We start from the raw sequence: 11,431 nt of genomic DNA on the forward strand, positions 1-11,431 counted from the left end.
CTCTCCGCCCGAGCCGCCCGCTCCGCCCGCGCCGCCCGAAGTGCCTCGCGTGCCCGGTCCGCCGGGCTGCCCTTGGGGGATCCGGTCATGACGACCTCCGCAGCGACACCAGGTCGGCCAGGTCGCGGTCCGTGAGTTCGGTCAGGGCGGACTCCCCCGAACCGAGGATCGCCTCGGCCAACTCCCGTTTCGCGGCGAGCATCTCCGCGATACGGTCCTCCACCGTGCCCTCGGTGATCAGCCGGTGGACCTGGACCGGCTGGGTCTGGCCGATGCGGTACGCGCGGTCGGTGGCCTGTTCCTCCACCGCCGGATTCCACCAGCGGTCGAAGTGCACGACATGCCCGGCCCTGGTCAGATTCAGACCCGTGCCCGCGGCCTTCAACGACAGCACGAGCACCGGAGTCGCACCGGCCTGGAAGCGGTCGACGAGCTTCTCGCGCTCCGGGATCGGCGTCCCCCCGTGCAGCACCTCGACCGGCACCGCCCGGGTGGCCAGATGGGCGGCGATGAGGCGGGCCATCCCCACGTACTGCGTGAAGACGAGCACCGAACCGTCCTCCGACAGGATCGTGTCCACCAGCTCGTCGAGCAGGGCGAGTTTGCCGGAGCGTCCTTCGAGGCGCACCCCGCCGAGCTCCGGGCCGCTCCCCGCCGTGCGGCCCTCCTTCAGGTACTGCGCCGGATGGTTGCAGATCTGCTTCAGCGCGCCGAGCAGCTTGAGGACCAGGCCGCGGCGCGCGATCCCCTCGGCCGCCTCGATCACCGCCATCGACTCACGGACCACCGCCTCGTACAGCGCGGCCTGTTCGCGGGTCAGCGGCACCGGGTGGTCCGTCTCGGTCTTCGGCGGCAGCTCGGGCACGATGCCCGGGTCGGACTTCTTGCGGCGCAGCAGGAACGGCCTGACCAGACGCGCCAACCGCTCGGCCGCATCCGGGTGTTCACCGCCCTCGACGGCGCGTGCGTGCCGGGACCTGAAGGCCTTGAGCGGGCCGAGCAGGCCGGGGGTCGTCCAGTCGAGGAGGGCCCACAGTTCGGAGAGGTTGTTCTCCACGGGGGTGCCGGTGAGGGCCACGCGCGCGGGTGCCGGAATGGTGCGCAGCGCCTTGGCCGTCGCGGACATCGGGTTCTTCACATGCTGCGCCTCGTCGGCGACGACCATGCCCCACGCCTGCTGGCCGAGCCGCGGCGCCGCGGAGCGCATCGTGCCGTACGTGGTCAGGACGAAGCCGCCGTCGAGGCCGTCGAGGGTGCGATCCGTGCCGTGGAAGCGGCGGACCGGGACGCCGGGGGCGAACTTCTCGATCTCGCGCTGCCAGTTGCCGAGCAGCGACGCCGGGCAGACGACCAGGGTCGGCTCGCTGCGGGCGCGCTTGAGGTGCAGCGCGATGAGGGTGACGGTCTTGCCGAGGCCCATGTCGTCGGCCAGACAGCCGCCGAGGCCGAGCGAGGTCATCTGGTCGAGCCAGGCGAGCCCGCGGAGTTGGTAGTCGCGCAGGGTCGCCCGCAATCCGGGCGGCGGTGCGGCCGGGACCAGCGCGCCGGTCAACCGTTCCCGCAGGGCCGCCAGCGCGCCGACGGGCACCGCCTCGACCGGCTCGCCGTCGACCTCCGCCTCTCCCGTGAGCGCCACCGACAGGGCGTCCACCGGGTCGAGCAGCCCCAACTCCCGCTTGCGCGCCTTGCGTACGAGCGCGGGGTCGACAAGTACCCACTGGTCGCGCAGCCGGACAACCGGCCGGTGCGACTCGGCAAGGACATCCATCTCGGCCTCGCTGAGCGCGTCGCCGCCGAGCGCCAACTGCCAGCGGAACTCGAGGAGTTGCTCGGCCTCGAAGAACCCGGTGCCGTCCGTGGCCGACCCCGGCGCGGGGCGCACGATCGCGGCCGCGGAGAGGTCCTGGGCCAGGTCGCGCGGCCAGTGCACCCCGACTCCCGCGGCGGTCAGGCGGGCAGCCGCGACGCCGAGCAGGTCGTACAACTCCTCCTCGGTCAGGGACAGGACGTCAGGGGTGTCCCGTTCGGTGAGCCGCTCGAGCGGCGGCCAGACGCGGGCGGCGCGGCGCAGCGCGAGGGCCGCGTCGACGCGGGCGCGCGGTCCGAACACCGCGTCACCCTCCCCCGCCCATAGGGCCGCCGCGTCGATCACCAGGGTGGGGTCGGCGAGGCTGTGCACCTGGACGATCGCGGCTGCGCCCTGCGCGCGCTCGTCCTCGGCACGGTCGAACAGGTGGTATCCGCTGAGGTCGAGCCGGAGCGAGATCCGCACTCCGGTGTCCATCCCGGCCGCGGCCTCCGCGGCCCAGTCCCGTGCCTGCGGCAGCCGCTGCGGAGCGCGGGCGGCGAACGGCGCACCGACGGCGTGGGCAGCGGCCGGGGTACGCGGCAGGGTGTCGGCGACCGCGTCAAGGAAGGCGCGCATCAGGGCTTCGGGAGCCGGGAGTTGGAGCGGTTTGCTGTCGGCAAGCGGGCTCGCATGGCCTTCGTACGGCAACGCCTCGGCGACCGCGCGCAGATAGCGGATGTCATCCGCTTCGAGCGGTCCCGCACGCCACGCGTCGAGATCCTCGCCGGTGAGACCGGGGAGCAGCCGGCCGCGCGCGACGAGGTGCAGGGCGAAGTGGGCGGCCGCGCCCCAGCATGCGGCCGCCGGATGGGCTTGAGGCGCACCGCGGGCGTGCAACAGCGCCGGCAGTGCCTGCTCGACCTCGATCGTGACGGCCGGCACCGTGACGGTGCGGACCACGGCGCCTCGTCTGCGGACGACGTCGAGCTCCGTGATCCGTCCGATGCCGGCGGGCAGGGGTGTGTCGTCCGGTGACCAGAACGCGAGGCGGCCGTCGCGGGGCAGGGGTGCGGAAAGGAAGACGGGCGCGAGGCGGGCGAGCTCGGCATGGCTCATGGCGGGTCGCACCTCCTGTCCCTGTCCTGTCCCTTGCGGTCGCGCCGACGTGATGCGGTCGGCTGCGGTCGCGCCGACCGCGGTCCGGTCAACTGCCGACGACTTTACGGAGCGGGACTGACAATCGGGTGTCTGCGCAGGTCGGAGGCGTTTTCAAGCGGACCGTCGACCAACCGGCTCGTCGACCAACCGGCTCGTCGACCAACCGGCCCGTCGACCAATCGGCCGGCCGACGGAGCAGAGCAGCGAGCCTACGGAGTCGCCCTCGACACCACGTACACCATCGGCCGCTTCGGATCGGCGGTGTTCACCGTGACGTCCTGGGTCGGCCGGGGATTGCTCTGCTTGTGGGTCAGGCCGGACCAGGGACCCGCGCCGGTGAACTCCCAGCCCACGACGCGCTGGTCCCGGGCATTGATGGTGATCTTGCCCGGCTCGAGGTCGTCGGCGGACTCGCCGATGCCCTTCAGGAAGCCCGCCAGACCGGCCTCGGTCGTCTGGAACTGGACGTAGAGCCGGCTGGTGCGCCAGTTGTTGGTCTCGTAGTACGCGACCTTCCCCGACTTCGGCGGGATCGGGACCTCGTAGATCCGCCGCTGCACCCGCGAGGGCCAGCCCGCCGTCAGTCCGGTCGCGGAGTACTTCGCCTCCTTGTCACGACCGCTGTCCCGGCTCTGGCCCGCGGAGATCGCGAGATACACGGCCGGTACACCGATCAGGAGCACGATGATGATCGCGGTGATCCAGCGGCGCCGGATCATATGCCGGCGGTCCTCCTCGGGCCGGCGCGGCGGCTCGTCCGGCGGCGGGGACTGGCGGGGCACGGACGGCATCTACGGGTTTCCTTGCGTGGTGCTGGAGTCGCTGGTGCTGGAGTCACCGGTGCTGGAGCCGCCGGCGGTTCCGGGCCCGGCGACCTGGGTGTCCGCCGAGCCCTCCGCCTTGGTGTCGAGCTTGGTGTCGAGCGGCGGGATACGGCCGTTGCGGATCGCCTGGGCGTACCGCTCGTAGCGTTCGTGGCGCTCGACGCGGCGGCGCTTGGCGCGGCGGAAGCGGCGGGCGACCAGACGGGCCAGATCGGCCGCGCCGACCATGCCGGCCTCGGGCCCGAGCTGTGCTTTGGCGATACGGGCCTCCGGACGGTAGCCGCGGCCGGTGAGCTGGCGGCGGAACGCGTCGCGGGCGGGCACGATCAGGAGGTCGTCGGCCGCGCTGACGCCGCCGCCGATGACGAAGCAGGAGGGGTCGAGGGCGGCGGCGAGGTTGGCGATGCCGACGCCGAGCCACTGGCCGATGTCCTGGAGGAGCTCCACGCACATCGCGTCGCCCTCGCGGGCGAGCTGCGTGATCAGGGGTCCGGTGATGTCGGAGACCTGGCCCTGGACGCGTTCGATGATGTTGTACGCGACGGGGGAATCGGCCGCGGCCAGTTCGCGGGCCTCGCGGACCAGGGCGTTGCCCGAGCTGTACTGCTCCCAGCAGCCGCGGTTGCCGCAGGGGCAGCGGTGGCCGCCAGGCACGACCTGCATATGGCCGAACTCGCCGGCGACGCCGAACTTGCCGCGCTTGACCTGCCCGCCCTCCAGCATGGCGCCGCCGATGCCGGTGCCGAGCGTGATCATGACGAGGTTGTCCTCGCCCTGCCCGGCGCCGAAGCGCCACTCGGCCCAGGCGGCGGTGTTGGCGTCGTTGTCGACGAGGACCGGGACGGCGAGCCGGGATTCCAGGGCTTCACGCAGGGGCTCGTTGCGCCAGGCGAGGTGCGGGGCGAACAGGACGCGGTTGCGGTCCGCGTCGACCCAGCCGGCGGCGCCGATGCCCACGGCGTGCACGTCGTGCCGGTCGGAGAGGTCGAGCACCAGCTCGCAGATGGTGTCCTCGACGACCTTGGGGCTCTTGGACTTGTCCGGGGTCTCCGTGCGGAGCTTCTCCAGGATGACTCCGTCCGCGTCCACGACGCCGGCCATCACCTTCGTACCGCCGATGTCGATGCCGACGGTCGGCACCCGGGGTGCGGTGAGATGTGAGCGGCGTTCGCGCGTGCCGACGGTGCGGAGGGTTGCTCGCGCGGAGCCTCGGTGCGTCAAGTCGCGGTAGGTGCTCATCGCTGGCGATTCTATGGGGCTCGGCGTCGGCGGGACGGTTCGGCCCGTGCGGCGGAGTGCTGCGAGGGGCTTGGCGTGGGCCGGGTGTCGCCCCAGGGGTGGGTATGCCACTTGAGCTGGCGCTTGGCCGATCCGGTGGGGTCGCGGGCCGTGCCCGTGCCGGGCCAAGGAACGCATGAAGCCCGCTCCGATGACGGGTCGTGGACCTTCAAGGACCTGACGCCGAGGTATTGCATACAGTATTCAGTCTGGCTAGCTTCTGCGTATGCCAGCAGACGCGACAGTCCCCCAGTACGGCGATGACGCCACCATCGAGCGGATTCTCACCGGCGCCGGAGACACCTGGGCCGTGGTGGGCCTGTCCGACAACCCTGAACGGGCCGCCTACCGTGTGGCCGTGAAGCTGCGGCGCCTCGGCAAGCGGGTGGTGCCCGTGCACCCCAAGGCGGAGACGGTGGACGGCGAGCAGGGCTACGCCTCCCTCGCGGAGATCCCCTTCGCCGTCGATGTCGTCGACGTGTTCGTCAACTCCGCGCTCGCCGGTGACATCGCGGACCAGGCGGTGGCGATCGGCGCGAAGGCGGTCTGGTTCCAGCTCGACGTCGTCGACGAGGCCGCCTACGACAGGACGCGTGAAGCCGGCCTGCTGATGGTGATGGACCGCTCCCCCGGGCGCGAGATCCCCCGACTGGGTCTGGCCTGACGGCCCACCCGCTCCCCCGCCTCGGCCGGGCCCCGCACCGCGGGATCCCTACCGAGGCCCACCATCAGGCAATGTCCGACCCTCAGGCCTTGTCCGTAGGCTCCCCGCCCAGATGCAGCGGCTCCGGTGCCCGCTCCAGCTCGTGGCTGAGCTCCTCCAGCTCCGAGCCGCCCGCCATCTGGCGCGTCAGCTCGTCGAGCTCGATGTCGGCCTTCAGGAAGCTGCCCGCCATCGTGCCGCGCTTGAGCAGGACGAACCGGTCGCCGACCAGGTACGCGTGGTGCGGGTTGTGCGTGATGAGGACCACGCCGAGGCCCGCGTCACGTGCGGCTGCCACGTACTTGAGGACGACGCCGGACTGCTTGACGCCGAGCGCCGCCGTCGGCTCGTCGAGGACCAGGACCTTGGCGCCGAAGTACACGGCCCGCGCGATGGCCACACACTGGCGCTCACCGCCGGAGAGCGTGCCGATGGGCTGGTCGACGTCGCGCAGGTCGATGCCCATACGCAGCAGTTCCTCGCGGGTCGTACGGCGCATGAACTCGACGTCCATGCGCTTGAACGGGCCCGCGCCCTTGGTCGGCTCCGAGCCGAGGAAGAAGTTCCGCCAGACCGGCATCAGCGGGACGACCGCCAGGTCCTGGTAGACCGTGGCGATCCCGCGGTCCAGGGCCTCGCGGGGCTTGGTGAGACGGACTTCCTCGCCCTCGATGCGGAAGGTGCCCGCGTCGTGCTGGTGCAAGCCCGCAATGATCTTGATCAGCGTGGACTTGCCGGCGCCGTTGTCACCGAGCACACAGGTGACCTCACCCGCGTGCGCCTCCAGCGATACGCCTTCGAGCGCGCGGATGTTGCCGTAGTACTTGCTGACGTCCTCGAGCGAGACCAGCGCCTCGCCCGGCACAGGAGCCTCGGCGGACGTCGGGGAAGCGTCGGTCATTTCGTGGCCTCCGCACGCTTGCGTACCCAGTGGTTGAGCAGGGTGGCGAGCAGGAGCATCGCGCCGAGGAAGAACTTGTACCAGTCGGCGTTCCACTCGGCGAACACGATGCCCTTGCTGACCATGCCGAAGATCAGCGCGCCGAACGCCGACCCGATCGCGGAGCCGTATCCGCCGGTGATCAGACAGCCGCCGATGACGGCCGCGACGATGTAGATCAGCTCGTTGCCGACACCTTCGCCGGACTGCACCCGGGAGAAGGAGAAGAGCAGATGCTGGCCGGAGATCCAGGCGCCGAACGCGACGGCCATGTAGAGGCCGATACGGGTCTTGGTGACCGGGACGCCGACGGCGCGGGCCGCGTCACCGTTGCCGCCGACCGCGAAGATCCAGTTGCCCCAGCGGGTGCGCAGCAGGATCCATGTGGCGAACGCGACCAGGGCGAGCCACCACAGGATCGTGATCTTGAAGTTCACGCCGCCGAGGGAGATCTCGGAGGCGAAGACCTTGCGCGCGGAGGAGAAGCCCTCCATGTCGGCGATCGACTTGGTCTGCACGGTGCCGCTGATGGCCTTGGTCAGACCGAGGTTCAGGCCCGTCAGCATCAGGAACGTGCCGAGCGTCACGATGAAGCTGGGCAGTTTCGTCCGGGTCAGCATGAAGCCGTTGAAGATACCGATGGCGAGCGTGACCAGGAGCGAGACGAAGACGCCGACCCAGACGTTGGCCGTCAGCTGGTAGCTGATCATCGAGGAGGCCAGCGCCGAGGAGGTGACGAGGACGCCCGCGGAGAGGTCGAATTCGCCGCCGATCATGAGCAGCGCCACCGGCACCGCCATGATGCCGAGCGTGGAGGCCGCGTACAGGACGGTGCTCAGCGAAGACATCCGCAGGAAGCTGTCCGCCGCGAACGAGAAGAAGATGAAGACGGCGACGGCGCCCATGACCGCGCCCAGCTCGGGCCGGGCGAGCAGCTTGCGCCACAGGGAGGTCCGCAGGAGCCGTTCGTCCACGGTCGCTGTGGTCATCGGGTCCCCCGCTCCACGTGACCGGAAGTCATCCGGTCCACCGCCCCCACGTAACCGATGCTCATCGAGTCCCCCGCTCCGTGTATTCGAGCAGCGCGCCCGCGTCCTTGTCCGTGATGATCTGCGGCCCGGTCAGGACGGGCCGGCCACCGCCGAGGACGTTGAGGTTGTAGCGGTAGAGCCAGAGCAGGTCGACGGCCTCGTAGCCCTGCAGATACGGCTGCTGGTCGACCGCGAAGCCGTACGTCTTCTCCTGCAGGCCGCGCGCGACGTCCTCGTTGAGGTCGAAGGTGTCCACCTCGGCGTCGCTGCCGGCGTCCGCCTTGGCCTTGACCGCGGCGTCCGCGAAGGGCGCGCCCAGCGTGACGACGGTGTCGATGTCCGTGTCGGCCTGGAGCTTGGCGCCGATGCCGGACTGGACGTCGGGCATGTTGGTGCCGTCGACGTAGAGGTTCTCGAGCTTGCCCTTGAAGGTCTTCTTGACGCCGGCGCAGCGCTGCTCGTGGCCGACGTTGCCCTGTTCGTGCAGCACGCACAGGGCCTGCTTCTTGCCGCGCGCGTTGAGCTCCTCGCCGACGGCCTCGCCGGCGATCTCCTCGTCCTGGCCGATATGGCTCAGCGCGCCGAACTCCTTGGACTCGGCGGAGCCGGAGTTCACCGTGATCACGGGGATGCCGGCCTTCTTCGCGTTGGCCATGACGCCCTTCATGGCGTCCGGCTTGGCGAGCGTGACGATCAGCCCGTCGACCTTCTTGTCGATGTACGACTGGACGAGCTGCGCCTGGTCCTGTGCCTGGTCGTTGTGGGCGTACAGGAAGTTGATGTTGTCCTTGACCGCGGCCTGCCGGGCGCCGCTCTGCACGATGTCCCAGAAGCTGTCGCCGTCGCCCGAGTGGGTGACCATGGCGAAGGTCCACTTGGGCGTGTTCACCGCGGCCTTGCCCTGCGCCTCGGCCGAGGCCTTACGGGCGTCCTCGGCGCGCTTGCCGCCCGTGCTGCTGCACCCGGTGATCGTTGCTCCGAGCACCGCCGCCATCGCGATGCCCACCCAGGTCCGAACGCTTGCCACGAAGCCGTGCCCTTCTTGCTGCCCTGCCAGGTACGCCGCAGCCGCGTATGCGACCGCGAACGCCCCAGTATTACTGACCGGCGATCTAGGTCGCCGGTCAGGTACCGGGCAGCCGCTCGGCCATACGGTCGAGCGGGCAGGCCCTACGGCCGCAGCGGTCATCGCGTGCCGTTCTCGGTCAGCTTCTCAAGCTGCGCGACATCCTTCTCGGTGACGATGGCCGGACCGGTGAGGACCTGCTGTCCGCCGCCGATGACGTTGAGGTTGTTCCGGTAGAGCCACAGGCCGTCCACCGCGAGGTATCCCTGCAGGTAGGGCTGCTGGTCGACGGCGAAGGCGATCTCCTTGGCCTTCATCTGCTGGGTGACGGCCTCGTTCAGGTCGAAGGTGGAGACCTGGGCCTCGCTGCCGGCGTCGCCCTTGGCCTTGATCGCGGCCTCGGCGATCCCCGCGTTCAGGGTGACGATCGCGTCGATGCCCTCGGTGGCCTGCAGCTTGGCGGCGATCTGCGACTGGGTCTGGGGCATGTCGGTGCCGGGGACGTTGATGTTCTCGGTGTCGCCGCCGAAGGCCTTCTTGACGCCCGCGCAGCGCTCTTCGAGGGAGACGTTGCCCTGCTCGTGGATCACGCACAGGGCCTTCTTGCGGCTCCCCTTGTCCAGCTCGGCGCCGACCGCCTCACCGGCCACGGACTCGTCCTGGCCGATGTGGTTGAGCGCTCCGTACTCCTTCGAGAACTGGCCGCCGGAGTTAATGGTGATCACCGGGATGCCGGCGGCCTTCGCCTTGCCGAGCACGTCCTTCATCGCATCGGGCTTGGCGAGCGTGACGATGATGCCGTCGACCTTCTTGTCGATGTACGACTGGACGTGCTGGGCCTGGCCCTGTGCCTGGTCGTCGCTCGCGTACAGGAACTCGACGTTGTCCTTGTCCGCGGCCGCCTGGGCGCCCTTTTGCACGATGTCCCAGAAGGCGTCGCCCTTGCCGGAGTGCGTGACCATGCCGATCGTCAGCTTCGGCCCGGAGACCTTGCCCCCGCCGCCCTCCTCCGGCTTGTCCTCGGAGTCCTTGCCCCCGGAACTGCTGCACCCGGCCACGAGGACGGCGGCCGCCGCGAAGGCGGCTATGCCTGCTGCTGTGCGGCGTGTACGCATGGTGGGCCCACCTCTTCTCCCGGCCGCCGGGATGCGGCTGGACGTGTTTTAGTCGCGGTACTGAGCCCCGTCAATGCGTTTGTCAGAACATTCGGACTTCGTTACGCAGTCGGTTCGGGGGCGGCGGGCCGGTGGCGTATCGGCTGCGTACGAGGAGCCGGAACTCGGCTGCGTACGAAGAGCTGGAACTCAGCCGCGTACGAGGAGCTGGAACTCGAAGGAGTAGCGCGAGGCCCGGTAGATGTGCGAGCCGTACTCGACCGCGCGGCCCATGTCGTCGAAGGTGGTCCGGGCCATGGTGAGCACCGGCGCGCCCTCGGACTCGGAGAGCCGCGCGGCCTCTTGGGCGGTGGCCGCCCGGGCGCCGATGGACTGGCGGGCGCTGTGCAGGGTGACGCTCGCGTTGCGCATCAGCTTGTACAGGCCGGTGGCCTCCAGGTCCGCGGTCTCCAACGGCAGCAGCCCGACGGGCAGATGATTGCGCAGATACGCCATGGGCTCGTCGTGCGCGAGCCGCAGCCGCTCGATGCGGTGGACGTCCGCGCCTTCGGCGAGCCCGAGCATGGCGGCGACCTCGGCGGAGGCGGGTTCGACGGTGTTGTGCAGGACGTGGGTGGCGGGGCGCTGGCCCGCGGTCTCCAAGTCGTCGTACAGGCTGGAGAGTTCGAGCGGTCGCTTCACCTGGCTGTGCACGACCTGGGTGCCGACGCCGCGGCGCCGTACGAGGAGACCTTTGTCCACGAGGGACTGGATGGCCTGCCGCACGGTGGGGCGGGACAGACCGAGGCGTCCCGCGAGGTCGATCTCGTTGCCGAGCAGGCTGCCGGGGGCGAGCTTACCCTGTTCGATGGCCTCCTCCAGTTGCCGGGACAGCTGGTAGTACAGCGGGACGGGGCTGCTGCGGTCGACACCGAGCTGCAGCGAGGCGTTGCCCGCCGTTCTCCCCTCGACTTGCCCTGCTGGCTTGGACACGGGGCGAGCGTAGTCCCGTGTCCGGTTGGCAGGAAGTGGTGAGGTTCGATTGTCCTGACAAACGATGGACAGGGCTTTGCGGGCCTGCCACGTTAGGGCCATGCGTATCGGACTCATCGGAGCCGGCCGGATCGGCTCTTTCCATGCCGCCGCGCTCAGCCGCCACCGTGATGTGGGCTCGCTGCTGATCGCGGACGCGGACCCCGAGCGGGCCGCCGAACTCGCCCAGCGCCTCGGCCAGACGGCGGCGCCAGGTGTACGTGAGGTCTTCACGTGGGGCGTCGACGCACTGGTGATCACGGCGGCCACCTCGGCCCACGCCACGCTGATCGAACAGGCCGCGCGGGCCGGCCTGCCGGTGTTCTGCGAGAAGCCCATAGCGCTCGATCTGCCGGGCACGCTGGCGGCGCTCGCGGAGGTGGAAGCGGCGGGCACGGTGCTGCAGATCGGCTTCCAGCGCCGCTTCGACGCCGGGTACGCGGCCGCGCGGGAGGCCGTGGCGTCCGGTCGCCTCGGCCGGCTGCACACGGTACGGGTGATCACCTCGGACCCCGC

At 70.3% G+C, this 11,431-nt stretch carries 9 protein-coding genes and 1 pseudogene; 2 read left to right on the plus strand and 8 right to left on the minus strand.

Annotated elements, in window-relative coordinates; all coding sequences use genetic code 11:
- Positions 1-85: 85 nt before the first annotated feature.
- From G6045_RS34740 to G6045_RS34750, 3 genes and pseudogenes are all read right to left on the minus strand, one after another.
- The gene (locus G6045_RS34740) at positions 86-2,905 is read right to left on the minus strand and encodes a DEAD/DEAH box helicase (protein WP_165336191.1); all 2,820 of its coding nucleotides are present in this window, start codon (positions 2,903-2,905) and stop codon (positions 86-88) included.
- A 251-nt stretch (positions 2,906-3,156) separates the two neighbouring features.
- Entirely contained in the window at positions 3,157-3,738 is a 582-nt protein-coding gene (locus G6045_RS34745; protein WP_165336192.1) for a sugar kinase, read from the minus strand.
- 147 nt (positions 3,739-3,885) lie between these two features.
- Positions 3,886-5,010 (minus strand): annotated as a pseudogene (locus tag G6045_RS34750) (ROK family glucokinase); the annotation flags it as partial.
- 265 nt (positions 5,011-5,275) lie between these two features.
- Here G6045_RS34750 and G6045_RS34755 point away from each other — a divergent pair.
- Positions 5,276-5,713, plus strand: a complete 438-nt coding sequence (locus G6045_RS34755) for a CoA-binding protein (RefSeq protein ID WP_165336193.1) — start codon at positions 5,276-5,278, stop codon at positions 5,711-5,713.
- 82 nt (positions 5,714-5,795) lie between these two features.
- Here G6045_RS34755 and G6045_RS34760 read toward each other — a convergent pair whose 3' ends face one another.
- The 5 genes from G6045_RS34760 to G6045_RS34780 all read right to left on the minus strand — a co-directional run bounded on the left by G6045_RS34760 (position 5,796) and on the right by G6045_RS34780 (position 10,876).
- Positions 5,796-6,653 (minus strand): ATP-binding cassette domain-containing protein, encoded by an 858-nt coding sequence (locus G6045_RS34760; protein ID WP_165336194.1) that lies wholly within the window; start codon positions 6,651-6,653, stop codon positions 5,796-5,798.
- Positions 6,650-7,681: an ABC transporter permease gene (locus tag G6045_RS34765; protein ID WP_165336195.1), complete on the minus strand. Its 1,032-nt coding sequence runs from the start codon at positions 7,679-7,681 to the stop codon at positions 6,650-6,652. The genes G6045_RS34760 and G6045_RS34765 overlap by 4 nt, the downstream gene beginning before the upstream one ends.
- A gap of 61 nt (positions 7,682-7,742) precedes the next feature.
- Positions 7,743-8,750, minus strand: coding sequence for a sugar ABC transporter substrate-binding protein (locus tag G6045_RS34770; protein WP_165336196.1), 1,008 nt, complete (start codon positions 8,748-8,750; stop codon positions 7,743-7,745).
- Positions 8,751-8,908: 158 nt separating this feature from the next.
- A complete protein-coding gene (locus G6045_RS34775; protein WP_165336197.1) occupies positions 8,909-9,904 on the minus strand; it encodes a substrate-binding domain-containing protein in 996 nt (331 codons plus the stop codon).
- 189 nt (positions 9,905-10,093) lie between these two features.
- Complete coding sequence (locus G6045_RS34780; RefSeq protein WP_328708009.1) at positions 10,094-10,876, minus strand: GntR family transcriptional regulator; 783 nt, start codon at positions 10,874-10,876, stop codon at positions 10,094-10,096.
- A 100-nt stretch (positions 10,877-10,976) separates the two neighbouring features.
- Here G6045_RS34780 and G6045_RS34785 point away from each other — a divergent pair.
- A partial coding sequence (locus G6045_RS34785; RefSeq protein ID WP_165336199.1) for a Gfo/Idh/MocA family oxidoreductase occupies positions 10,977-11,431 on the plus strand: 455 nt, incomplete at its 3' end.

This window comes from Streptomyces mesophilus, assembly GCF_011044995.1.
Lineage (GTDB): Bacteria > Actinomycetota > Actinomycetes > Streptomycetales > Streptomycetaceae > Streptomyces > Streptomyces mesophilus.

What these genes read in the sequence shown, in the direction of transcription:
- G6045_RS34760 (WP_165336194.1), bottom strand. Translation starts at nt 6,653, where the DNA reads ATGACCGACGCTTCCCCGACGTCCGCCGAGGCTCCTGTGCCGGGCGAG.
- G6045_RS34765 (WP_165336195.1), bottom strand. Translation starts at nt 7,681, where the DNA reads ATGACCACAGCGACCGTGGACGAACGGCTCCTGCGGACCTCCCTGTGG.
- G6045_RS34755 (WP_165336193.1), top strand. Translation starts at nt 5,276, where the DNA reads ATGCCAGCAGACGCGACAGTCCCCCAGTACGGCGATGACGCCACCATC.
- G6045_RS34775 (WP_165336197.1), bottom strand. Translation starts at nt 9,904, where the DNA reads ATGCGTACACGCCGCACAGCAGCAGGCATAGCCGCCTTCGCGGCGGCC.
- G6045_RS34745 (WP_165336192.1), bottom strand. Translation starts at nt 3,738, where the DNA reads ATGCCGTCCGTGCCCCGCCAGTCCCCGCCGCCGGACGAGCCGCCGCGC.
- G6045_RS34740 (WP_165336191.1), bottom strand. Translation starts at nt 2,905, where the DNA reads ATGAGCCATGCCGAGCTCGCCCGCCTCGCGCCCGTCTTCCTTTCCGCA.